This window comes from Brasilonema sennae CENA114 (assembly GCF_006968745.1).
GTDB lineage: Bacteria > Cyanobacteriota > Cyanobacteriia > Cyanobacteriales > Nostocaceae > Brasilonema > Brasilonema sennae.
This window is the reverse complement of the sequence record NZ_CP030118.1, coordinates 4588398-4612584: the sequence shown is the minus strand read 5'-3', so window position 1 is coordinate 4612584 and position 24187 is coordinate 4588398. Positions and strand designations below refer to the sequence as shown.

17 protein-coding genes, 1 tRNA gene and 1 pseudogene are annotated in these 24187 nt (G+C 43.0%); 8 read left to right on the top strand and 11 right to left on the bottom strand.

Features of this window, described 5'->3' with window-relative positions; all coding sequences use genetic code 11:
* Positions 1–7 precede the first annotated feature (7 nt).
* Entirely contained in the window at positions 8–253 is a 246-nt protein-coding gene (locus DP114_RS19355) for a hypothetical protein (protein WP_169268893.1), read from the bottom strand.
* A gap of 709 nt (positions 254–962) precedes the next feature.
* Between DP114_RS19355 and DP114_RS19350 the strand changes: the two genes are divergently transcribed.
* Positions 963–1544, top strand: a complete 582-nt coding sequence (locus DP114_RS19350) for a hypothetical protein (RefSeq protein WP_172195247.1) — start codon at positions 963–965, stop codon at positions 1542–1544.
* Positions 1545–1830: 286 nt separating this feature from the next.
* Here the strand turns inward: DP114_RS19350 and DP114_RS19345 are convergent, their stop codons facing one another.
* From DP114_RS19345 to DP114_RS35145, 3 genes are all read right to left on the bottom strand, one after another.
* Entirely contained in the window at positions 1831–4767 is a 2937-nt protein-coding gene (locus tag DP114_RS19345) for a methyl-accepting chemotaxis protein (protein ID WP_171976892.1), read from the bottom strand.
* 653 nt (positions 4768–5420) lie between these two features.
* Positions 5421–5714, bottom strand: a complete 294-nt coding sequence (locus DP114_RS35150) for a hypothetical protein (protein ID WP_246162589.1) — start codon at positions 5712–5714, stop codon at positions 5421–5423.
* A gap of 39 nt (positions 5715–5753) precedes the next feature.
* Positions 5754–6188 carry a DUF1998 domain-containing protein gene (locus tag DP114_RS35145; RefSeq protein ID WP_246162588.1) on the bottom strand — a complete coding sequence of 145 codons (435 nt, stop codon included), beginning with the start codon at positions 6186–6188 and terminating at the stop codon, positions 5754–5756.
* A 3-nt stretch (positions 6189–6191) separates the two neighbouring features.
* Here DP114_RS35145 and DP114_RS19335 point away from each other — a divergent pair, with 3 nt between their 5' ends.
* The 3 genes and pseudogenes from DP114_RS19335 to DP114_RS19325 all read left to right on the top strand — a co-directional run bounded on the left by DP114_RS19335 (position 6192) and on the right by DP114_RS19325 (position 9705).
* Positions 6192–7244: an RNA-guided endonuclease InsQ/TnpB family protein gene (locus DP114_RS19335; protein ID WP_211178757.1), complete on the top strand. Its 1053-nt coding sequence runs from the start codon at positions 6192–6194 to the stop codon at positions 7242–7244.
* A gap of 78 nt (positions 7245–7322) precedes the next feature.
* Positions 7323–7583: pseudogene (locus tag DP114_RS19330) on the top strand (helix-turn-helix domain-containing protein); the annotation flags it as partial.
* A 550-nt stretch (positions 7584–8133) separates the two neighbouring features.
* Positions 8134–9705 (top strand): group II intron reverse transcriptase/maturase, encoded by a 1572-nt coding sequence (locus tag DP114_RS19325; RefSeq protein ID WP_169268591.1) that lies wholly within the window; start codon positions 8134–8136, stop codon positions 9703–9705.
* 41 nt (positions 9706–9746) lie between these two features.
* Here DP114_RS19325 and DP114_RS19320 read toward each other — a convergent pair whose 3' ends face one another.
* The gene (locus DP114_RS19320) at positions 9747–10085 is read right to left on the bottom strand and encodes a hypothetical protein (RefSeq protein WP_169268590.1); all 339 of its coding nucleotides are present in this window, start codon (positions 10083–10085) and stop codon (positions 9747–9749) included.
* Positions 10086–11043: 958 nt separating this feature from the next.
* On the opposite strand from DP114_RS19320, the gene DP114_RS19315 reads away from it, so the two are divergent.
* The 3 genes from DP114_RS19315 (at position 11044) to DP114_RS19305 (ending at position 15197) form a co-directional block, all read left to right on the top strand.
* Positions 11044–11940 carry a class I SAM-dependent methyltransferase gene (locus tag DP114_RS19315; protein ID WP_169268509.1) on the top strand — a complete coding sequence of 299 codons (897 nt, stop codon included), beginning with the start codon at positions 11044–11046 and terminating at the stop codon, positions 11938–11940.
* Between the two features lie 561 nt (positions 11941–12501).
* Positions 12502–13812 carry a serine/threonine protein kinase gene (locus DP114_RS19310; RefSeq protein WP_171976891.1) on the top strand — a complete coding sequence of 437 codons (1311 nt, stop codon included), beginning with the start codon at positions 12502–12504 and terminating at the stop codon, positions 13810–13812.
* A gap of 17 nt (positions 13813–13829) precedes the next feature.
* Complete coding sequence (locus DP114_RS19305) at positions 13830–15197, top strand: serine/threonine protein kinase (protein WP_171976890.1); 1368 nt, start codon at positions 13830–13832, stop codon at positions 15195–15197.
* Between the two features lie 227 nt (positions 15198–15424).
* On the opposite strand, the gene DP114_RS19300 is transcribed toward DP114_RS19305, so the two are convergent.
* The 5 genes from DP114_RS19300 to DP114_RS19280 all read right to left on the bottom strand — a co-directional run bounded on the left by DP114_RS19300 (position 15425) and on the right by DP114_RS19280 (position 22396).
* Positions 15425–17458: a potassium channel family protein gene (locus DP114_RS19300; RefSeq protein ID WP_171976889.1), complete on the bottom strand. Its 2034-nt coding sequence runs from the start codon at positions 17456–17458 to the stop codon at positions 15425–15427.
* 123 nt (positions 17459–17581) lie between these two features.
* Positions 17582–17761 (bottom strand): DUF433 domain-containing protein, encoded by a 180-nt coding sequence (locus DP114_RS19295; protein ID WP_370460852.1) that lies wholly within the window; start codon positions 17759–17761, stop codon positions 17582–17584.
* A 279-nt stretch (positions 17762–18040) separates the two neighbouring features.
* Entirely contained in the window at positions 18041–19225 is a 1185-nt protein-coding gene (locus DP114_RS19290; RefSeq protein ID WP_171976888.1) for an ATP-binding protein, read from the bottom strand.
* A complete protein-coding gene (locus tag DP114_RS19285) occupies positions 19222–20808 on the bottom strand; it encodes an outer membrane protein assembly factor BamB family protein (protein WP_172195245.1) in 1587 nt (528 codons plus the stop codon). Before DP114_RS19285 ends, DP114_RS19290 begins: the two co-directional genes overlap by 4 nt.
* 1 nt (position 20809) lies before the next feature.
* On the bottom strand, positions 20810–22396 hold the full coding sequence (locus tag DP114_RS19280; RefSeq protein WP_246162587.1) for a P-loop domain-containing protein: 1587 nt from the start codon (positions 22394–22396) through the stop codon (positions 20810–20812).
* A gap of 903 nt (positions 22397–23299) precedes the next feature.
* Here DP114_RS19280 and DP114_RS19275 point away from each other — a divergent pair.
* Positions 23300–23827: a cysteine hydrolase family protein gene (locus tag DP114_RS19275; protein WP_171976886.1), complete on the top strand. Its 528-nt coding sequence runs from the start codon at positions 23300–23302 to the stop codon at positions 23825–23827.
* Positions 23828–23877: 50 nt separating this feature from the next.
* Here DP114_RS19275 and DP114_RS19270 read toward each other — a convergent pair.
* Positions 23878–23950 (bottom strand) — tRNA-Arg (locus DP114_RS19270).
* Between the last annotated feature and the right edge of the window lie 237 nt (positions 23951–24187).

Here is a 24187-nt window from a genome sequence, read left to right as displayed (position 1 = left end):
CTTCAACTCAATCCAAATCAGTTTTAGATTTATAGGTCATTGGTCTAGGTTTAGCCTTTTGAGGCTTCATTAATGATTTTTTCGGTGGTTGAGGAGGACGACATTGTTCACAATATAACGGTCGAGAACCGTAAGTCTCGCGCTTCGCCGGAACACCGCATTCCTTACAGAGGAAGTTGAAAACCCGCGTATGAATCGTCCGTTTGTGTGCCTTAACAGTGTATTCTCTAACAGAGACTAATTTACTTGCCATAATCAGAATTTGTGAATTTTTGTCCGGTCAATATAGCTATTGGAGCAGAGGAGCTTGCAGAAATATGACGCAAACAGCACGTTTTTGCCACTCATTGACTTAGGGATAGCTTTTTGTGCAACGCCTGACGCAAAACTCCATTTTGTCAAGTCGAAAAGGCTTTCTCGTCGTTTGTGAAGATGAGAAATGGGTTTATAATAAACCCTCAAACACCTTTCTACGACCATATCTTATCCTTCACGCTAGCGCCAATGTTGTCACTCTAGCACAGCATCTTGTACTGACTGTGCCAATATGAGGCAAACACTAAATACGTTTTTTTGGAGAGTGCCATCGTTCTGCAAGATTGTCTTGAAGAGATCTTTGAGGCACTCGGACAGGGTGTAGGCATCAATACTACGAAGTAATACAGGGTTTTAACTACAAACAAGCAATTTATCTACATATTTTAATTAAAGCATTGCAAATTCCCTGTTGGTTCATTTAAGATTCATCATTTCAAACAAAAAAATAAGTTCTACAATTTTCAGATTTCCCTGGTTAATCTTTAGTGCTACTTGTAGCGTAGTTTTCACACACCATCAATGCACCATTACTCTACCATCACCGAATAATTTCGGCGGTATGTTTAAATCTGTCAAGGTTTGCATACATTGTTTTCAGACTTTTATCACATTTTTACTTTTCTCATTGAAGAAGAATTCACCCTATGGCTAACGCCACGCCTTACGGCTATCGGGTGTGCGCAGAGCGCACGCCTTACGGCGAACGCCCTTCGGGTATCTCCTGCGGAGACGCTACGCGTAAGTCCCAAAGGGACACGCTTACGCGTATCTCCGTAGGAGACGCTGCGCGAACGCTCTTAGCGTGCGCTTGCGCTTACGCCCAAGCCGCGTGCGCTTTGCGCTTACGCAGTCGCCTAGGTCGGGAGAGCCGTCATTCGCGCTGTCTCACCAGATGCCTCTGTCGGGAAACCCTCTCCGTTTGCGTAGCGCCCCCTATGCCTGCGGCACGGCTACGCCTATCGGGGCTAGTTGCCACAACGCGCTTAACCCGACGCCAGATACCAAGTGAGGGAAACCCTCCTGCAGTACTGGCTCCGCAAGGCACTTCTCTGTGCAGCACTGGTCTCACCAAGTCACCAAGCCAGAAGTCAGAATCAAATGTATTGCTATTCAAACCCCAACCAATTGTGGACACTGAAAAAGCGCACGCTCGACCAGTCCTTAATGAGGTGGGTAGGTATAGTAAGGAACGCTTAACGCTTAACAGGCGTGTGAAAGTCTGGTGATGTCCGTTTTTTCTCATAAGTTCATGTCCTAATCTACCTGGCAACGGATATAGCTGAGTACCAGGCGATCGCTCTTGCCAAATTATAGATGGTCAACGCCGGGAGGGCAGGGTGTAAGGGGTGTAAGAGGGGAAAAATATAAAAAACCTTTCCCTTTTAACTTTTGCCTTTTCCCTGCAAGAGTGGCAATTGTTACTTTTGCAATCTTGTTTAATTGAGTCTATGGGATGTCACCGGACTTGGCTTAGTCTTGGAGAATCCCGGCACCTTTAGCGTGGTGGGAATGTCAATCAGCATCCTCCTGTAGATTTTGTGCGAGTGTTGACAGCTTGTCTAAAGACTTAGCTACTGCCAGGACTTGTTCCGAAGTCTTGCTGGCAATACTGACAACTTCTAGAATAGATTGGCTTGCTGAGGTTGAAGTTTTTGCTTGGACAGGAGCAGTTTGGACAAGTTCCTCGACCAGTTTTTTCATTTGCTCACTGAGCATAATAATCTGATTGAACTTCTCCTGAGTTTCCTGCGCCAATCTAATCCCCCTCATCGCCTGTTCTGCCCCGTATTCTATAACAGCAACTACTTCATTGGCTTGTGTCTGAATTTCTGGAACGAGTAATTGTACTTCTGCAATACTCGCTTCTAATTGATGCACTTGAGAAAGTGCTTGGTCAGCGAGCCAAGCAAATTGTTCACCACCTTCTGTGGTGCGACTTGCTTCAAGTACTGTATTCATAGCTTGGAGCTTTATTTGAAATGCTATATGACTAATGAGGCCCACGAGCTGGGAGAACTTTTGAAAAGGTTGGTCTAGACGCTCGACCTTCTCGACAGCTTCCATAACCTTTACTTGGACATCACACAAGTTTTCTAAAATCGGGTCTATCGACGAATGTCCATCGTGTACTGCCTGAGTGAGCTGCTGCTCTTGCAGTTCTGCTTGTTGGGCACAAATCAGCATTTCCATAGCCGAATCAACTAACGCTTGAATTTGATTGTAGGCACCAGTAAGGGACTCAACCTGGCTAAGAGCCTCACCTGAAAGGGTTTGGACAGATGTTTGACTACCTCTGAGCAACTCAAGTACCATGAGCTGGAGTGCTTCTTTTTGTTCACGCTGCTCGTAAGAGGTCGCTTCAGCAGATTGGTACGCCTGCTCTACCTTGTTTAGGAGTCTGGCATGGTCGAGAGCAAATCCCACCTGCGTAGCTATTTGGGTGAATAAATCAATTTCATACTGCTGCCAATCACGAGGTCCTGAACACTGATGCGCAATCAATAAGCCAAATAACTGGTCATCTTTGAGAATGGGCGCAACCAAATTTGCCTTAACAGCAAACGGTTCGAGTTGGCTAATGTGACAAGTAGTCAAACCAGCTTCATAAATGTTATTGGTAGCTTGAACTCTACCAAATCGGTACTTTTCCACATAGCCCTCAGCAAAGCAGGGGTCTTTGATTTTGGCTCGCAACGCTTTGGGAAAACCTGGAAGCACTGATTCTGCAATCACAGTTCCATACCAATTGCTGTCAAACCCATAAACCAGTACTCGGTCAGCGCTCATTGCTTTGCGGGTTTTTTCAACAGTGGTTTTGAGGACATCCTCTTCGTTGAGCGATTCCCGAATGGAACGGGTCATGTCCGCAAGCAATTGAGTTTGCACTCCTTCAGCATCGATTCGTTGAACAAGTCTAGCATGGTCGAGAGCAAATCCCACCTGCGTGGCTATCTGGGTGAACAAATCGATTTCATACTGCTGCCAATCACGAGGTCCCGAACACTGATGTGCAATTAATAAGGCAAATAGCTGGTTATCTTTGAGAATGGACGCAACCAAATTTGCCCTGACAGCAAAGGGTTCGAGTTGGCTAATGTGACAAGTAGTCAAGCCAGCTTCATAAATGTTATTGGTGGCTTGAACTCGACCAGCTTGGTACTTTTCTACATAGCCCTCAACAAAGCAGGGGTCTTTGATTTTGGCTCGCAACGCTTTGGGAAAACCTGGAAGCACTGATTCTGCAACCACAGTTCCATACCAGTTGCTGTCAAAGCCATAAACGAGCACTCGGTCAGCGCTCAGTACTTTACGGGTTTCTTCAACGGTAGCTTTTAGGACATCCTCTTCGTTGAGCGATTCTCGAATGCGGCGGGTAATATTTATAAATGCTTGAGCTTGATCGGCTTTTGTATCTATCCGTTCTAAGAGCTTAACGTAGTCAAGAGCAAATCCCACTTGTGCCGCTATTTGAGCAAACAAATCAATCTCATACTGCTGCCATGTACGAGGTTCAAAGCACTGATGTGCAATCAATAAGCCAAATAGCTGGTTGTTTTTGAGAATGGGTGCGATTAGATTAGATTTTACAGCAAATCGCTCTAGCAACCCAATATGACAATCAGTGAGATTAGCTTGATAGATATCATCAATAGCACGAACACGACCATTTCGATATTGTTCGACATACCCTGTTTGGAAACAGGGGTCTGAGATGGTAGTCCATAGGATTTTTGGCAACTCAGGTGCTGCAGATTCTTCTACAAAAGTTCCATCCAAGTTAGAATCAAAACGAAAGATGGCAACGCGGTCAATTCTTAGAGCCTTGCGAACTTCTTCTACAGTGGTTCGCAAAACATCTTCTTGAGTGAGTGATTGGCGAATACCGCGGCTAATGTTGTGAAACACCTGGGAGCGTTCGGCTTCGGCTTCTTGTTTCCAGAGTAAATCCGGAAGCTGTTCTTTGACGAAGTTGATGTTTGTCTCTAAGACAGCCAGTTCATCTTTGCTGACGATGGAGGTGCCAGAATCCGCGCTTTCTCGACGTAACCTATTCACCATAGTGGTAGAGACTGAGGCGGCGTTCAGGATTGGACGAATGGCGCGAATCCCTAAAATTGCAGCGATCGCACCTGCCAATACTGCCGTCACCCCCGTTTCAATTAACAGCAGTGACAGCAGTCTATGTAGTCCAAGTTCAGCTTCTGCCAGACTTGTGGTATCTGCTTGTCTTGCTTGGGAAATCTGTTTGGCTGTCAACTGGCTACCAAAGTAGTAAGTAGTTGTCCCTACTGTCAGCACAGGGAGCATACTCACAAGCATAGCCCAAGCTATTGCCTTGGTTTTCAAACTCCATTCCTGTGGCCTCTGCTTCGGATCAGCAGACTCTTGAAGCCCTTTTGACTGATTCAACTGTTGCTCGGCTTGCTTTTGAGAAGAAGGCTGAGTCATAGAAAAAATCTACTTTTGCTGCAAAAATTTATTGAGGACATAGGTGTTAGTTGCGATATTGACTTCCCCAACTAAGAAGGTAGGGTAACGCACCTTTAGGATTACTGCAATCAACAATTAGGGGTGTTAGGGTAAAATTAATGGCGGCACCAAACCCGCCACGTTATTGTTGACCACTGTATCAAACATGAGGTGAGGGCGGTGAGTATTCTTTTGGCTCTGTTTGCTTGGTGTACAATAAGTACATTTTCAAAGTCCCTCCTAAACCCCAACAAAATCTGCACCTTTGCACCCGCGCGTTTTGGTAAAAGGTAGATTTAAACAGTCGCAATCTTCTCCTGATTTTATCTGGGGCTTTTGTGTAAGAGTGCGCGCTACCATAAGTATCGGTAAAATTTAGAGTTCGGTACAACAAGCGGCAAAGTAACCCTAAAAGTTTGGCATAGTTTGCTTTTCACTCCTTAGGCTTTCTGCCTCTCCTCAAGGATTTGATGTTGCGAGTTAAGAATTTTTATGTATTTAGTATTTTATGCTATTAAAATATATTATTTTATGGATTGATTCAAGTGAATGATATAAATTTGTCAATTTTTTTGTAACTTTTTTAGGTGCGGCAAGTAGCTAGATAAAACGCTGGTTTTGGGGGTAGCTAATTAACTAGTCACAAAGTCATCGGCAAAAATATCATCTGGAAAGAATGCAGCGTCTAATTCTTCAACTGTATTCACCACGAGTGCACTATCAAGAAATTCGTTGCGGCGTTCGCAGGATGTTTCAGCAATTAACAAACACCCGTGACACGCAGAACCGTGCAGAAAGCGTTCTTCGCGGGGGTTCTCCGGTTCGTGTTGAGCGCAAACCGGGTCATTCGAGCAAAGTCTTCCTAACCCCAGGGCTTTTCCGAGATGGTAATCAATGGATGTACCAACTTCTACTAAACCACCCAAAGTCCCTTCAGAACCTGAAGAACCTGTATCAAGTAAAATTCAATACCCAGAATCGCTTGCATAAATGCGTTCACGGATGGCACTCGCAGCATAGCCGCATTCGAGGGATACTGCTGTAATCAACAAGTGAGATAGCGAGTGCAGCATGATGTATTTTACACCTGGGAATGTGGCTTTATCCCGGGGAATTCCTTTGCTATCAAGCCATTTGAGAAAACCACGGTTTAAATCTTCCGCCCGCTTCTTCACCGCATCGCGCTTGAACCATTCCTCTATGACTTGCTTATGAAACGAGATAAAGACACCTTCGCCTTTGTTTTCAATGGCAGGTATCCAGCTTGTTTCAAAATCAAGGGCAGCGCGACGGACATTAATCGCTAATTCGTCGATTTCACCCTCAATATTTGGCATTGCGGCTTCAAAGCGGGTAAAACCAGTGAGGGCTATGACTTCGCGCAGGCGATGGACTAGCACTACGTGACTCAGCAGTCAGACCTGAAGCAAACAAAACAGTTGTTTCCCAATTACAAGAATGTTTGGGTACAATCTCAGCAAGTTAATCTACAACGCTTGAATAAGGCTTGGAAGAAATGGTTGTTTCCCGACAAGAGTGGCAAAAGGGGAGGCAGACCGAAGTTTAAGAAGTCGGGACAAATGCGTTCTTTCGTGTTTCCACGAGTCAATAATCCCAAGGCAGGGGCTTTTTTAGAGAACGGAGTATTGCGTTTGTCTAAGATTGGCTTAATGCCCGTAATCATGCATCGACCATTACCAGTCGGGTTTAATCTCAAACAGGCAACGATAGTCAAAAAAGCGGATGGTTGGTATGTGTGCTTGTCCCTAGAAGATGACACAGTGCCATCACCATTGCCATTAGATGAAGTGAAATCTACTGTTGGCGTGGATGTAGGATTAAAAGAATTTCTGACCACATCATTGGGCGAAACAGTGCCCCCAAGCAAGCCATACCGCACTGCACAAAATCATTTAGCCCGACAACAAAAATTTTTATCCCGCAAGCACAAAGGGTCTAATGGCTACAAGAAGCTGCAAAACAAGATTGCTCGCATTCACCAACGAGTGGGGCGGGTGAGAGAAAATTTTCACTACAATACGGCACACAAACTGGTTAAACGCTATGACTTAATTGCAGTTGAAGACTTGAATATCCGAAGTTTAGCTCGCACTCCTTTGGGTAAATCAATCCTAGATGTGGCTTGGGGTAGTTTCATTAACAAGCTGGAAGCAGTGGCAGTCAGATGCGGCGTTCACCTTGTTAAAGTTAATCCTTATGGCACAACTGTGGATTGTTCAAATTGTGGGGCGAAAGTACCTAAAACCCTGTCGATACGTACTCATGAATGCCATAAATGCAATGCGGTCATCGACACAGACGAAAACGCGGCTCGTAATATCTTGCAACGAGCATTAAACGCCGTGGGACTCATGGTGTCTGCTGGTGGAAGCTTAGGGGATGCCCAGCCTATGAAGCCAGAAGCTTGGGGTTGGAATGGAGTACAGACAACTTAATTTTGACTCTTAGAAGCTCCCGTTATATCATGTCCGCATAATCGCTTACGAAAAAAAAAGAAAGTAAAAATATGACTTATGCCAAAACGAATCAGTATAGCCGAGCATTTAAATATCTCTGAATTAGAGCAACTTTACAAACAAGCTAAGGACGGAATAGAAAGTCGTAACGCTCGCCGCTTGGGTTGCTTCCCCCGGCAGACTTTACGTCAGTATCAAATTATATGGTTACTAGCGCAAGGCAAGAAAACAGAGGAAGTAGGGGAAATAACGGGCTATAGCAGAACATGGATTTACGCACTGGTAAAAAGGTATAACGAGTTGGGTATTTCTGGGCTGTGCGATTCGTTGATATCTGAATCACGGTTAAAATCCGCAAAATAAGATATCCAGTCAATCATTTTTGACTGAACTCTAGACAAAAGATGTAGGTGAAAGCCCTATCCTCCAAGTTCAGGAGTGACTCCTTACCTGTCCACACCGAGCAAACTCGGAATTTTGCAGAGTGAAGCTGGAAGCAGGGCGCAATCAGACGGCAGTTATGGGCTGACACTGGCGCTAACAGGGAGTGTACAAGGTGAGACAGAACCTAAAAAAGCAACCCAAAGTAAAGCAGGGCATAACATAAAAACCCCTGACTTCGTTAGAGACAAAACCCCGTCGATGTTAGTCCAGCAAGCGACAAGAACAAGGGGTTCTAACGGTTGAAGTGGTTACACCTAAAATACACAAAACAATCTAATCTAGGGAACGAAGAAAAACGGGTTAGGAGTCTTGAGAAAGGTCGAAAACTCAGGTAAACCAGACGAGAGGTGTAAACCTCCTAACACGGGTAGGATACGGCGTAATTGCTGTAAGGTGTTCAGAAAACATTCTTAGGAGTCAGAGCATGATTAGACACAGTAGCAATACTAGTGAATCTTGGAGCAAATTACCCTGGAAGAAATTCCGGCGCAATTTATTCCGCCTACAAGTTAGAGTGTTCAAAGCAGTTAAAGCAGGAGACATGCGGAAAGCGCGGTCACTTCAGAAACTGATTCTGAAATCCAAAGCTGCACGGCTATTGGCTATACGTCAAGTAACTCAGCTTAATGCTGGTAAGAGGACTGCGGGTATTGATGGCAAAGCGTCCCTCAACTTTGAAGAACGCCTTGCACTTGAGGAACACCTCAAGCTCAATTACTCTAATTGGCATCATAACAGATTACGGGAAATCCCGATACCTAAAAAGGACGGAACATTCCGGACTTTAAAAGTCCCCACTATCACAGACAGAGCATGGCAATGCCTTGCAAAGTTTGCTCTAGAACCAGCACATGAAGCAACATTCCATGCACGGAGCTATGGATTCAGAACAGGACGCTCAGCACATGATGCACAGAGACAAGTCCTCAACAGCCTAAACTCCTACGCAAATGGAATAGAAAAGCGAGTAATAGAACTCGATATCGAAAAATGCTTCGACCGGATAAGCCACACAACTATCATGGATAACTTGATAGCACCAAAAGGGATGAAAATTGGTATCTTTCGATGCCTAAAAGCCGGAATACATCCCAACTTTCCAGAACAAGGAACCCCCCAAGGTGGTGTGGTAAGTCCCCTACTAGCTAATATTGCACTCAATGGAATAGAAAGTGTCCACAGGTATCACAACCAAGGGTCAAAGATAACCGATAGGACATCTCCTAACAAGATAATAGAACCAACCGTCCGCTACGCTGACGACATGGTAATTTTTCTTAAACCCAAAGATAATGCAAAAGAAATACTTGAAAAGATAAGCCAATTCCTAGCAGAAAGAGGAATGAAAATCAGTGAGAAGAAAACCAAGATAACCGCATCGACAGATGGTTTCGACTTTTTAGGCTGGCACTTCAAGGTACAGAACAACGGGAAAGTAAGAAGCACTCCCTCGCTGGAGAACTTCAAGAAATTCCGTCAAAAAGTAAAAACTATCGTCAACTGCTCTAATTATGGTTCCGAGGTAAAAGCTGAGAAATTAGCCCCCTTGGTTAGAGGATGGAGGAATTACCACCGCTTCTGCAAAATGGATGGAGCACGGTTCTCACTATGGTTCACCAGACGCAAAGCATTCAAGGTATTCAACAAAGAAACAAAGAATGACAGATGGTCATGCGCAACGCTGACTAACAAAGCATTCCCAGCAGTTTCTTGCTCCGAAAGAAAATATGTCATGGTCAAAGGTAACAAATCACCGTACGACGGAGACATCCAGTACTGGAGCGAGCGTAACAGCAAGCTCTACGATGGCGAAACCTCTAAAGCCTTAAAACGGCAAAACCATGCATGTGGTCACTGCGGCATGAAGATGCTACCAGGTGAAACAATCCACCTACATCATGTAGATGGTAACCACCAGAACTGGAAAGCAAACAATCTTCTAGCCATACATCAAAGTTGTCACAACTACATCCACATGAGCAAGGGGAAACCTTAGAACATCGGGAGCCGGATGCACGGAAACGGGCACGTCCGGATCTAACTGAGAGGGACGGAGCATAATAGCTCCTCTCGACTCAAACCACATTGCTCTGTTGTACCCAACTTAGGTAGTGTCCAGTGAAGGCGTTGCTTGGCAAATCGATACCAGTGGTCCACGGCAAAGCGACGTAGATACTGACGCCAAATTTGGGATAATTCGGGTATTCCCTCACCTACCCAGATCAGCCATAAAGGTTTAGCTGTTCGGATGAGCCCTTCGTCAAGTCGCTCAACTTGAATCAAATCCATGTTGATCTTGGCAGAGTGTTGGAAATGGAGATTGCACCATAGACGTAGGCGCATTCGCCCCAATTTTAGGTCGAGTATCTCTAACATTTTGTCAGGTCTCCACCATGAAGTTTCGTCGTTGAGTTTAAATTTATTCCCATGAAGACGAGGACGACCAATACGCCGCGCTATCCTTCCCTACCCCGCCTGCGGCTGAGGGTAGGGAAGGATAGCGCAATACGTTCAAGGAATTTTCTGATCAGGCTATTTGTATAGAAACTGAGATGAAAAAGGGGTGTAAGGCTGTAGGGGAAATACATTTTCATCTAAGGTTCGTGAGATTTTCCCGTGATTAGCTGACATGAAAAATCAGGGGCGAGAGGCGATCGCCTCTCGCCTCTGGCTTATCGCGCAATGTTCTGGAGAAACCGCCTCAAGAAAGTAACATTTGGTTCAATCCTGGCGATTATAAATCGCGGCTACACGAGACAAAACCCCTCCGGGTATCTCCTCTGCCCAGACGCTACTTTGTAAGTCCCAAAGGGACACCCTTACGCGTATCTCCTGCCCAGACGCTACTTTGTAAGTCCCAAAGGGACACGCTTACGCGTTCGCGTTCGCGCAGCGTGTCGCTTTGCGACTCAGCGTCTCTGAAAGAGATACGCTCGATTCGTGCGCTTGCGCTTACGCAGTCGCCTAGGTCGGGAAAGCCGTGATTCGCGCTGTCTCACCGCCTGTGCGGGTTATTTTATTAAGTCCACGTAGGTGGACTTGGTTTGTGTAGTAGCGATTTATAATCGCCCAATTGTTTCCAAATTTCTCATGTTCGCCCAGCGTGCCCGTAGGGCTTATGATTTAGGATTGCTATAGTACGTCACCCTGGCATCACGCCCGAGGCTTATATCCCTTTCCCCTTCCCTCGGTTATGTAAGACTTTGGAATAGAAGAATTTTTTATTTTTATATGTATAAATAAAAGTAAAAACCATAAGTAAGACGACTTGAAGTTTAGATGAACTTCAGAGTATAACCAGAAACATATTAAGGACTTGAGCAGGAATAATCTCATGAGCACATCACTCAACGCCAAAATCAGTTTGAATGACTTTCAACTTCGGGATGGCATTTATTTTCCTAACGATTACGAACAGTTGAACAGTACTGAACAAAAACAAAGATGGGACGAAATTGGTAAGACGTACTACGGTTCTCAAAAAATTGAACAAGCAGAAGAAACATCACCACTGAAACAAGATTACACTCTTTTAACCGGAAGACCTGGAGGAACTTGGAATAAGTTTCCTATCAATAAGTCTGTGGATTCTATTCTGGAAATTGGCTGTGGGTATGGTCGAATTCCTTTGTTTCTTTCAAAGGACAAAAATTTGAGGTGTCAAAAGTATTATGGCATTGATATCTCGGAGTCTTTATTGCGACGGTTACTAAAGTGTAAGCAAGAATATGATTTTTTCCCTGGAGCAGAGTTTTACATTATTTGTGCTTCTGCTGAATTACTGCCTTTAGAAGATAATTCTGTAGACTTGATTATTTCTAACTGTGTATTTATGCATATACCAGAAGCACAGATTAGAAACCTCTTGGTTGAAGTATCTCGTGTACTCAAGCCAGGTGGAACTTTCGTCTTCAATCATTCTTTCCACAACAAGTCTTGTCCTTCTCATATAATTCATAATTTAGTCAGAAGGTTAAACCCAAAACAGAACTCAGTTTATCTCAAGCAATATTCATCTGCAGAAATAAATGCAATGTTAACTACTTCTGGAATGAAAACTAAGTGTCCACAATACATCGTAGAACCAACACAAGAATATGCAATTTTACCAGAAACCATCAAAGGAATCCAGATACCCTTTGCTAATTCAATTAACAGAAGTCTCAAGCCGTCGGCTGCGATGAAAGAAACTCTAGCTTATGGCTATAGTGCTTACAGTAGTCAACTATAGGAATTCGGTTTGATTTGGTGAACGAACTCGTAGGGGAAGGGAACGCTTAACGCTTAACGCTTAACGCTTAACAGGAAAGAAGAAATAAAGGTGTACCTAGCTTCGTCAAAACTCAAATAGGAATCCTATATTTGATTTGTGTGAAAGTGCCTGCTCAGATTCCCGACAACTTTTAAAGGAGTCGGGAACCTTGTTATTCAGTGGGCTATTTTACCCCCTTTTTAACTCTGTCGCCGCAGGCGGGGGATCTTATCCGATCCCAAGCATCTAATCCTACTAACCCTGGAAGTAATTGTACTTGTCCACCACAGACAAGTCCGAAAAAACCAAAAGCAAGATAAATTGCTCTCTAGTATAATTAGGTAGTGACCCAAGTGCCTTGTATCAGGTGTGTCTACCAAAACTTTGCTCAGGACATCCGGAATACGGTTGTTTCGTTTTGTATATTAATTTTATTACTATAGATATTGGAATACTTCCCTTCAACAGGGATTGCCTTGTTATCTTTAGGGTTAAGAGTGTTATTTTGGTACAACAGAAGTGTTGAGGAATAGCAACACGATGCTGCAAACGCAACAGGTTATACATAATCGCTATCAACTGAAAGAAAAGCTGGGTGAAGGTGCAGGTCGTCAAACTTGGTTAGCACTGGATTTGTCAACACAAGACAATATTGTGGTGAAACTGTTGACCTTTAGCGACCAGATGCAGTGGGAGAGTTTGAAACTCTTTGAGCGAGAAGCACAAGTTTTGAAACAGTTGAACCATCCTCGCATTCCTGACTATCGTAATTATTTTTGCATTGATGACCAGTTACTCTACTTTGGGTTAGTTCAAGAATATATTCCTGGTACATCACTCAAGCAATTACTCACTAAAGGTCAAGTGTTTGCAGAACCAGAAGTTCGTAAAATTGCTGCTCAGATTCTAAAAATTCTGATTTATTTGCATGGTTTGAGTCCTCCTGTGCTGCATCGGGACGTTAAGCCTAGCAATGTGCTAGTAGGTAAAGATTCTGGTATTTATTTGGTTGATTTTGGTGCAGTACAAGACCGCGCTGCAAGAGAAGGTGCTACTTTTACAGTGGTGGGAACTTATGGCTATGCACCACTCGAACAGTTTGGCGGAAGAGCAACTCCAGCATCTGATCTCTATGCTTTGGGAGCAACATTGATTCATTTGCTGACGGGTATTTCTCCAGCAGATTTGCCTCAGAAAGATTCTCGCTTGCAGTTTGCTCACCTTGTCAGGCTCAATCCTGGGTTTGTCCGTTGGTTAGAGCAACTGACTGAGCCTAATCTTGAAAGACGCTTTAGTAGCGCTCAACAAGCACTTGACGCTCTTAGGGCTAATCAAAATGCGATCAAAATTGCTAGTCCACGACTCCCGGAAAGTTGCATTTGGGTGGACAAATCACCAAGGCGCTTGCAGATTCAACTTCATGTCCCTTGGTACAAGGTAATATCTACCCCAAGAAATTGGCTTGTACTGACGGGGTTGGGACTTTGGTTATTTTGGCTGTCGATGCTGATCAGCGGTTGGGTTTATTTGTTTTGGTTGGCAGGTAGTCTTGTATTGGGGGCTTGGTTTCTATTACCTGTGTTTGCCCAAACCAATATCAACTTCGATCATCAGCAATTTGAAATTGAAGTGAAATTATTAGGTTTTTGCATCAAACGACAGCGAGGAAATGTCTTAGAGATTGATAATGTTTTTAAAAGTGACTCTGGCGGCTATGGTAACAAGAAAATTCCTGAGGTAACTTTGGCTGTTGGTGTCGAAGAGTATTCATTTGGAAGATTGAAACCACCTCTTTCTCATCAGGTATGCCGTTGGCTCGTAGATGAAATCAAGCATTGGTTGGGACTTTAGATTTTAAGCTTTTGGTTATGGCAGAAGGTGGACAAGTTCTTTGCATTCGCGAGGCGACTCCCCAGGAGTCTCGTTATCAACTTAAAGAAAAATTAGGGCAAGATGCTAGTCGTCAAACTTGGTTAGCAGTAGATTTGCATACACAGCCTCAAGAACAAGTGGTTGTCAAACTGCTTGCTCTGAGTCCGCAGATGCAGTGGGATGAACATAAGCTGTTTGAACGTGAAGCTCAAGTGCTGAAAAATCTCAATCATCCCCGAATTCCCAAGTATCGGGATGACTTTGTTTTGGAAAAGCAACCTGGCTCAAGATTTCCCTGGTTTGGGTTAGTGCACAGTTACGTTCCCGGAACATCATTCCAGCAACTGCTGAATCGGGGGCATCGGTTTTCTGAGTCACAGGTGGAAAAGATCGCAACAGAAATTTTGAGCATTCTTGTTTACCTGCACGAACTCAACCCTCCTGTGTTGCACAGAGATATCAAACCCAGCAATTTAATTTGGGGTGAGGATGAGCGTGTTTACCTGGTTGACTTTGGCGCAGTGCAAGATCAAGCGGTGTTAGAAGGTGCGACTTTTACAGTTGTAGGAACCTACGGTTATGTACCAATGGAACAGTTTGCAGGTCGTGCTGTTCCCGCTTCTGACTTGTATGCTGTAGGTACAACCTTAATTCATCTCCTCACCGGAACGCCTCCTGCTGATTTACCATACCAGAACTCTCGCATTCAATTTGCTGATAAAGTAAGTGTCGATTTGGGTTTTGTGAATTGGATTGGTAAACTGACAGAACCAAATGTTACAGAGCGACTGAGTTCTGCACGCCAAGCCCTAGATACGCTCAAGAATAGACACGCACTCACCCCACCACTCACTAGCCGTAAGCCCACAGGTAGTCTGGTTCAAATCAAAAAGTCTGCTCACAAAATAGAAATTAAAATCCCCAGACGCGGAAGAAAAACATTTAAATTATTCTATCTTCTAGGCTTAATTATTCCTTTTGTCTGGCAAATACCACAGTGGTTTAATTTGCTCTCAACAGGACTTATCTACCATTCGATATTATATATTATGCCTCTTTTAGCATTAGTATTTGTCCTATTCCAAGCAACAGTGCTACCTGCTTTTAGACATACAGATATGTACTTTGATCGTGAAGATTTTGAGATTCGCTGGAAGTTATTTGGTTTATCTTATTGGCGGTATCGAGGAAAAACTCCACTGATTTGTAGAGTGTATGAAGAGATAGTTCAACAGGGTTCTGCACCTCGGGGCGTGACAATTGAATATTCTGATAAACAGAAGCTCACCTCTAGTCCTTTAGCAACTGTGGAACGCCATTGGTTAATTGACGAGATTAAGGATTGGTTGAAATTAAATCAGTGAACAGTAAACAGTGAACAGTGAACACAACGACCACGCTCAGTGGATCGCAGTGAACAGTAACAACTGATAAGTAGCTCAACCTAATTAAACGTAAAATGTCATTGCGTTAGCGTAGCGGGCAAGGGAGGGCATACGGAACGTAGTGGAGGGAAGCAATCGCAAGAATCGTATTTTATATTTTTTATGTTGACCTACTTAACTGATAACTGATAACTGGTAACTGATAACTAAGGAGAATCCGTCCTAAGCAAGTGGGCTGTAACTTGAGCTTTAGCTAGTTCTATAATAAGTCGCTGAGCTTGATGCTTATAAAGTGGTACATGTAATGTTTCTGGTAAGTTTTTCATCACTGTTCTCGCTGTGTTGAGACTGCATCCCGAAATGCGAACAAGAACATTCGCCCCCTCAAATTGTGCTTCCTCTGTCAAAGCTTTTGTAATATGTACTTGCCAGGTTTTTGATGTGGCGATCGCAGATCCCTGCTCAATCCGCTGTAGACCATCGCTTGTTGCTAACACTACCATGCGATCTGCGCTCCGCGCAGCAGCGAAGCTATCGCCCACAACTAAACTAATATCCTCAGAAGGCATAAGCTTAGGCATTTCTGTTTCTTTTTGGTAAAGAATTGGAATAACTCCATAGCCATAAGCAACTTCAGATAGCAGTAAGCCATTGAGCGTATCACCTGCTTCAATTTGGTATTCTGTGACCAAGATAGTTTTGTGATCAACGCGGAATAGATTAATAATATTTTCCCCAAATGCAGCCCCAGCAAAAGCTTCAGCGACTACAGCATAGACACACAAAACTTGAGCATTCGGCAAGAGTTCAGCCAAATTGTCACTTAAACTAAGACCTGTGGTGCGGATAACCAAATTGCTTTCTGGATTTGCATCATAAGCCATTAAGCTGACTTCCAAATTCAGCATCTCATCATCAGTTACCACAACGACACTTTTTGCTGTCTGAAGATTTGCCTTGGAAAGAGACCTCTTTAACGAACCAGTTATGAGTGGCATCTCTGGTAGAATTGTCATGTCAAAGTCTGTGTTTAGGGTGATGCCAACAAGTGGTTGGTTGAATTCTTGTAAAATCTCCACAATTCCCTGACCCATCCGACCGAGTCCCACCACGACGACATGGTCTTTTTGAGGAACGGGTGGACGTCGTTTATTCAACTGAAATCTGGCAGCTAAAAGTCTTTCTGTCAAAAAACTATAGAATATCCCCACAAGGATTGTACCAGTGATTGTCATTCCCAAGCTAATGAACCGCAACCAAAAGGGAACAGGAAGTGTGAAATTGAACCCACCAAACAAATCACCAAATCCCCCTAGAAGTAGCATCATTGAGGTAAAAAAGGCGTCTATCAAGCTGATTTGGGGATAGCTTAACTGATACAAAACCGTTCCCAATAGCAATAAAAAACTGACAATCACTCCACAGATAATACCTAACTGCTTAAATCGATTTTCGTCAGATTTTCGCAAAAATGTGATAAATTGCTGCTTAATAGTTAACCAGTTAAGGTGTTTTAGTGTTGTTAATAAGTGCCAAGGATTATACCAGGTATTTCTTACCAGTTTCTTAGAATTAGTAGAAGTTGGTTTTATAGTCTCAATATAAACAATCGTATCTCCCGGCATCAGACGTGTATCTGGCTCCCATTCATGGAAAGCTTTGGATAAAGAAGTTGCACCAGATGTGTGATAGAGAATCCGACGCTTGTGAGTATTCAGTTCGTACAAGGTAGAGTTGTTGCACCAACGGTCTGTTGGTGATAAAGTACGTTTGACAACTTGCAGCCACTGTCCTTGTAAGTGAAATAATCCTAATGTCTCTGTACCAAGAGCAGCAAGAGCAAAAGCTGGCGCAGGTAGTTGAGTTGGTTCAAAGGCAACAAAATTCCCTAAATGTTGACTCAATAATTCATTGAGATTTTTTTTAGATGAACGAACAATTAAGCGGGTTTTGGGATTAAGTTTCCGCACCGCTAAAGCTGTCTCTGCATTCACTTGCTCATTACTAGTGACTATGATGGCAGCTCGACACTGTTGGATTTTAGCTTGCTCTAGAACACTGATTTGACGACAGTCACCAACGAGTACATTATCTAATAAATCTGGAAGGTGAGAAAATTCCCAGTCTTGGGGCAGGTTTTTGTCAATCGCAATCACGCTGACTTCAAACTGTTTGAGGGCGACAACACAATGTTGACCTAAACTCCCCAATCCGCAAACTAAAAATTGATCTAAGAGCACCTGAGGTTGTACCACGTGATGCACCTGTATTACTGGTTGTTAATAGATATTTACAATTATGGACTACTAATTTATAGATATTAATTACTGTGCGTAGAGAAATTCCCATATCTGCTAAAAATTTCATGATGCTTGTTTTTCAGCATTTGTGAAAGAATAAACCCGCTCTTGAGTCAACCAAGCAGCATAAAGGAGAGATTGCCGAATATCCTCTGGTTCTAAATCAGGGTATTCTTCTAAAATTTCCTCTACGGGTTTCCCATTCGCCACCAAATTGACAACTAACGAAACAGGAATTCTCATTCCACGTTCGCGTCAGCGTTGCGAAGCAATATACAAGCTTGTCCAGCCATGATGCGGGCATCGAAGGTAATTCTGTCTAAACCTAACATAAATCAACTCTCCAAAATACGTCGTCTAAACTAAATTTAATTCCTTGCCTGACCAGAAAAATCTTGAGTCGTGTAGTAGTGTAGGGTGGGCACTGCTAGTCAGATCCTGCCAACCATATAAGGGTTTTAGTGGCAGTGCCCACCTATGTGTGTTTCTAAAACTAACATAAATCAACTCTTAATACCTCGTCTAAACTAAATTTAATTCCTTGCCTAACCAGTTCGCAAAACTGGAATGATACAAACTATAAAAGATTTCTTCTCCTCTGATTTCCTCATATAAAAATTCCAGCCAATTTTCCAGCACTTTTTCTACTTCGTATTCATCTTCATCAACCATTTGGGCGATTAATTCTCCTGAAAGCGGTTGCACAAGCTGTGCTAGACATTTTAATACGGCTAATCCCACTGAAGACAAACCCTTACCCTTGATGCGCTGGTAATGATTCTTGTAATACGCTTCTAACCCTGGAGGCAGTGGTTCAAATTGGAAGGGTTTAGGATAAAAACCTTGGGAGATTGCTTTTAAGATGTGGTTGAGATACATGAAATTGTTTTCGCTCTTGACTGTTAGCTGTTGTGTTAGCTGTTGGCAGAATTCTTGTTCGCTGATAGAGTCATTGGTTATCCACCCAGTGTTTTTAAAAAAAGAGGGTGTGACTGAAATATATTGTTGTATATAGGTCTGCACATCTTCTCGGTTTTGTTCGGAATATGCTTCTAAATCCAAAATTTGAGCAGGGGTTTCGATTAATAAACCAGATTTTTCGCTCTTGAAGGGGCGACGGGTGAGGAGAAAATAAACTCGCTCTGGGAGATATCTAGGAAGGTAAAATAGATTTGAGTCTGGGGATTGGTTGTTGAGGTCGATGCGATCGCACCCATCAATCGCAATAATCAAACGCCCATCTGGTTCTAGTAAATCGCTCACTTTCTGAAGTAAAAGCGAGAAAAACCAACTTCCCTCAGTCGCGTTATCAGGAAGCGACACATTTGTATCCCCCATTTCCCCCATTAAAGCCTCGACTCCGCTCACTTCGGCTACGCTCAGTGACCTCGGCTTTAACCCTGAGCGTAGCCGAAGGGTTAACTGAGTGCAAACAGTTATGAGAAATTCCTCCGCACAATTTTTTCCTTCAACTTCCGCACTGTAATAAACAACAGAAGGATTTTCCATCACATACTTGGCGATGATGGCACTTTTGCCACTGCCAGGTGTGCCCACAATGGTAAAGTAACCACAGGGTTGCTGATTGAGGAAGTCGGTAATAGCAGCAAAGGCAAATTCACGACCAACAAAATTGCAGCTTTTCTCGTGAATCAGTTGCTGGAATTCTTTTTGGGAAGCAGTTGGGGGGCGAGGTGTGATATTCATAAACCTGCTTCTAACTGGAGGAAATGAATCTGTCCTGAACTATCCCCTGCCGTAATTGTCATGCCATCCGGTGCAACAGCACAACAATATACTGAATTATCAGCAGTAAAATTGGTAATAACTTTACCATCAGCCAAGTCCCAAACTTTGAGAGTCCCATAGGAAGCAGAAATCACCCGCTTGCCGTCTGGGGTGAGGGCGAGTGCGTTTACCCAGTGGTTATGACCAGTAAGTGTGAAAACTTCTTTGCCATCTGCCAAATCCCAAACAATGATCGTGCTGTCATCGGAAGCAGAAATCACCCGCTTGCCGTCTGGGGTGAGGGCAACTGCGTTTACCGAGTTGCTATGACCAGTAAGTGTGAAAACTTCTTTGCCATCTGCCAAATCCCAAACAATGATCGTGCTGTCATCGGAAGCAGAAATCACCCGCTTGCCGTCTGGGGTGAGGGCAACTGCGTTTACCGAGTTGCTATGACCAGTAAGTGTGAAAACTTCTTTGCCATCTGCCAAATCCCAAACAATGATCGTGCTGTCATCGGAAGCAGAAATCACCCGCTTGCCGTCTGGGGTGAGGGCAACTGCGTTTACCGAGTTGCTATGACCAGTAAGTGTGAAAACTTCTTTGCCATCTGCCAAATCCCAAACAATGATCGTGCTGTCATCGGAAGCAGAAATCACCCGCTTGCCGTCTGGGGTGAGGGCAACTGCGTTTACCGAGTTGCTATGACCAGTAAGTGTGAAAACTTCTTTGCCATCTGCCAAATCCCAAACAATGATCGTGCTGTCATCGGAAGCAGAAATCACCCGCTTGCCGTCTGGGGTGAGGGCAACTGCGTTTACCGAGTTGCTATGACCAGTAAGTGTGAAAACTTCTTTGCCATCTGCCAAATCCCAAACAATGATCGTGCTGTCATCGGAAGCAGAAATCACCCGCTTGCCGTCTGGGGTGAGGGCAACTGCCGTTACCGAGGAACTATCACCAGTAAGTGTGAAAACTTCTTTGCCATCTGCCAAGTCCCAAACTTTGAGAGTCCTGTCAGATGAAGCAGAAATCACCCGCTTGCCGTCTGGGGTGAGGGCGAGTGCGTTTACCCAGTGGTTATGACCTGTGAGAGTACGAAGCAAACGCCCACCGGGAGGAGTTAAGCTAGGTGTCAGGGGACGCAACCAAGGATTATCTTGCCACTGCTTTGCCTGTGCTAATAATGCCTGAATCTCAGGTTGGGGAAAAGACAGCAACCGCCCTAATAATTGCCCTGCCAGTTGCGTCTGATCCTCAGCTAAAATATGCGCACAGAGACGCAGCGTTCCTTGAATCCGTTTCAGCGTTTCTACTTCATGGGAGTTATCGTCTGAGTGAGTTGCCACCTTTGACTCGTCAATCAAATCGTAATCTGTAATCAGCGCTTGCACTCCAAATTCAGGACGCTTAATCTTGGCTTCTAAATAGTCGAAATCAGTCAAAAGTTTGTAATACTCTGCAAATTTCCCCGACTTCACTTGACTTTTTACGGCACTGCTTAGATAGGCGTTTTGGAAGTAGAGAGGTTGTGCAGCTAATTTGTCGGCAAATTTCCCCATCTTACGCCATCTCCCTGATGAAATATTCAGCAATTTTTTGGTTAACTTCGTCAAATAGTTTCCGGGTTTTCTTCAGATCCCGTTTGCCTTTCAGGAAGTCAAGGAAACTTGTATGGTAGATGCTATAACAGGTTTTTTTATCTACTTTTTGGTCTTTCAAATACTCAACCCACTGATCCAAAACCTTTTCCACCTCATATTCATCCTGGTTGGTAATTTTTGCCATCATCTCACAGGGAATAGGCGTACTAATTTCCACTAAAATAAATAGAATAATCACCATCTTTTCCTTAGGTTCTGTATCCATACCCATTCTCCTCCAATGGGTTTGATAGTATTCCTTAAGACCTTTAGGAAATTTTTCTAAGGATAGGTCGTTGTATTCTCCTTGAGCAATTCCTGGCAAGAGATGATACAAATACATAAAGTTATTTTCACTTTTTTCAGCTACCTGCTCAACAAAAGTGAAAGCAGCTATTTGACGCTCCTCAATCCACTTCCTGAGACTATCTTTAAATTTAGGATTTTCTTGGATAAAGAACCAAATATAATTTTCAATATCCTGACGGCTCAAATCTCCATATTCCGGATTTCTTAAATCTAACTCCTCTTCAGGAACTCCTTGAGTGTATAAGCGCTTGTTATCTGCAATATAAGGTCGTCTCGTCAACAAGAAATAAACTTTATTGGGGAGTGTCGTCGGTAAATTCAAAAGATTTTTATCTCGGTCTTCTTGCTCCACCTCATCAAGCGCATCAACCACAATCACAAGGCGTTCGTCATCTAACAGATTATCGCTGACTTTTTGAAGCAAAGTTTGTAAATTATCATCCTTAGCATTCTGCAACCAATAACGATTAATTAGCTGTTGACGAATACTTTCCAAAAACAACTCAGGTTTATTGCGACCTTCAGAGCGAATATTGAAATAGCAAGGAAATTTATGATCCCAAATAAATTTAGCCGCTATCGTGCTTTTTCCCATCCCTGCATCTCCCACGATAGTAAAATAACCGTTAGAGTTACGGTCAATAAACTGTTGTATTTGCTTAAAAACAAATTCTCGACCGCGAAATGACTCTATTTTATTCTGTATTAATGCTTGAAACTCTTTTGGATAAGGCGAATATTCTGAAATTTTAGTAGAATCTGGATCACTTAAAACTTGTAGAGGAGATTTAGTCCATTTCGTAACTTGAGTGTAAACACTAGAAAATTTTTGAATCTCTGCTCTCAGGTCAAGCTTTTTTTCTCCAAACTCACGCCACAACCCCCTGCGAATAATAAAATCTTTTGCTAGTTTTAAAAATTTTGCTAAGTCATTAGCATTATATTTTTCTACAAAAGTCTTTTTTATCTCGTCTTCACCCAACAAATCTATCATCAGCTGCATTCCTTGAAACTCCTGATAATACTTGACGATACTCCAAGCATAAATAGCATCAGGATTTTCAGGAGGCTGAGTCGGATCTAATCCCCATTTCTGTAATTCTTTAATAAGATTTGGATAGTTCTGAGCTTGTGTGCGGAGTTGACCAAGAGCATCAGCAATCTTGGGTAGCTGCCCAATAAGTTCTGTAAAGATCATAATAAATGGTTGTGTAATAAATGACTGGATATTAGCTACAAATACGATAGCAGTGTTTCCAGAAAATATTTACTCAGATCTTGCACCTCCACCTGAGCACACCTTGAACTGAAGTTCAAGGCTAATAAACCAAGTCCGTTAAAACGGACTAAAAAACTTACTCAGTCCGTTTTAACGGACTTGGACTTTGAGCCAAGAAATTTATTTCTTGGCGGACGAAAAGTATGGTGCAAGATCTGAGTTTAGGGGATACGGTGTACACACAAGTTCTTGAATTACCCGCTCATTCCCTCGAAACCTCACCCTGCCCTATCGGGCATCCCTCACGCCAGGTGCTACAACGGGGGGAACCCCCGCAACGCACTGGCTCTCCTTATTAAGGAGAGGGAAAGATTTTAGCGCCGATTCAAGCGAGGGTGAGGTGAAAACGAGATGTGTGTACACAGTAGTTTATAAGGGGCAGGGAGGTTTTGGCGTTAGACAAAACGGGGGTGGGGTTAAAACAAAGTAGAGTTAACAATAATTGTAGGTTGGGTTGCGCTTCGCTTAACCCAACAAAAGTGAGGCAGGTGTTGGGTTTCGTTCCTCAAACGCCAGACTTGCCGTGAGAGCGGAAACCCTCCTGCAACGCTGGCTCCCCAACCTACATAATTTTATGTTTTTTGCGCTAACTGAACCGTATTGGCATATAGATAGTATTATTTATTGGTAGTAAAATCAGTGTGCAGTCATGCCTGGTACTCGGATCGATATCGTTCGTCACCTGGATTATGCAGAGTTAACGATCGCGCTACCGTTTATCTTGAATGCGTTATCTGCCGCAAAGATTTTTTTAATTAGTATAATTTTTTCATAATAAATACTGAAAAGCTATAATTCCAAGATTTTCTCAGGTCTAACAATATGAACTTATGTTTATTTGTCATTGATCTTCAAAACGGATTCATAACTCAAAATACAAGTCATGTTATACAACGGATTAAGTCTCTATTAGAGCAAAAGATATTTGAGTACGTTATCTTCACAAGATTTATCAATACCTTTGATAGTCCTTATGTAAGATATCTAAATTGGAACAAACTTTTTTCAGACACAGAGCGCAAACTTGTTGATGAAATTGAACCATTTGCTAATGTTGTTTTTAATAAAACTATATACACTGGCTGCAATGAAGAAACTCTTATATTTCTTAAAAAAAGGGATATTGATACAGTCTTTATTTGTGGAATTGATACTGAAGCTTGTGTCTTAAAAACTGCCATCGATTTTTTTGAAAACAACATTAATCCTTATATTTTAGAGTATTACTCAGCATCAAATGGAGGTGATAATTTTCACCAAGCAGCTATTTTAGTTTTAAGTCAGCTAATTGGAAGAAGTAATATTATAAGTGAACCGATAGATAAATTTGATATCAGTAAATATTTATAATATTATATCCGACAAATTACTTGTCAAATAATTAGTTAATGTACATAAAACGAGCGCGGAGGGATTTGAACCCCCGACCCACAGGACCGGAACCTGTTGCTCTATCCACTGAGCCACGCGCCCTTAAAGTAGTAAACATCAAAGTTTGCTACTTTAACCTATTATAGCATAGCTTTGACTTGCGACCAAGATCTTTATTCCGTCCGCTACACCAGATTGTTAGACTGCTGCTTGGGTTGCAAAGACACCAACTTTCTAGGGCCTTCTTTCGTTTGCAGGAAGTGCGATTGCAAGAGAGTGCGGTGTTATGCAGGGCGATCTGCGCGGAGCGCAGCAGCGAAGCGATCGCCTAATTTGACA

Bases quoted from the DNA above. Each gene is read 5' to 3' on its own strand.
- DP114_RS19355 (WP_169268893.1), bottom strand. From the start codon at position 253: ATGGCAAGTAAATTAGTCTCTGTTAGAGAATACACTGTTAAGGCACAC.
- DP114_RS19350 (WP_172195247.1), top strand. From the start codon at position 963: ATGGCTAACGCCACGCCTTACGGCTATCGGGTGTGCGCAGAGCGCACG.
- DP114_RS19345 (WP_171976892.1), bottom strand. From the start codon at position 4,767: ATGACTCAGCCTTCTTCTCAAAAGCAAGCCGAGCAACAGTTGAATCAG.
- DP114_RS19325 (WP_169268591.1), top strand. From the start codon at position 8,134: ATGATTAGACACAGTAGCAATACTAGTGAATCTTGGAGCAAATTACCC.
- DP114_RS19320 (WP_169268590.1), bottom strand. From the start codon at position 10,085: ATGTTAGAGATACTCGACCTAAAATTGGGGCGAATGCGCCTACGTCTA.
- DP114_RS19315 (WP_169268509.1), top strand. From the start codon at position 11,044: ATGAGCACATCACTCAACGCCAAAATCAGTTTGAATGACTTTCAACTT.
- DP114_RS19310 (WP_171976891.1), top strand. From the start codon at position 12,502: ATGCTGCAAACGCAACAGGTTATACATAATCGCTATCAACTGAAAGAA.
- DP114_RS19305 (WP_171976890.1), top strand. From the start codon at position 13,830: ATGGCAGAAGGTGGACAAGTTCTTTGCATTCGCGAGGCGACTCCCCAG.
- DP114_RS19295 (WP_370460852.1), bottom strand. From the start codon at position 17,761: ATGAGAATTCCTGTTTCGTTAGTTGTCAATTTGGTGGCGAATGGGAAA.
- DP114_RS19290 (WP_171976888.1), bottom strand. From the start codon at position 19,225: ATGAATATCACACCTCGCCCCCCAACTGCTTCCCAAAAAGAATTCCAG.
- DP114_RS19285 (WP_172195245.1), bottom strand. From the start codon at position 20,808: ATGGGGAAATTTGCCGACAAATTAGCTGCACAACCTCTCTACTTCCAA.
- DP114_RS19280 (WP_246162587.1), bottom strand. From the start codon at position 22,396: ATGATCTTTACAGAACTTATTGGGCAGCTACCCAAGATTGCTGATGCT.
- DP114_RS19275 (WP_171976886.1), top strand. From the start codon at position 23,300: ATGAACTTATGTTTATTTGTCATTGATCTTCAAAACGGATTCATAACT.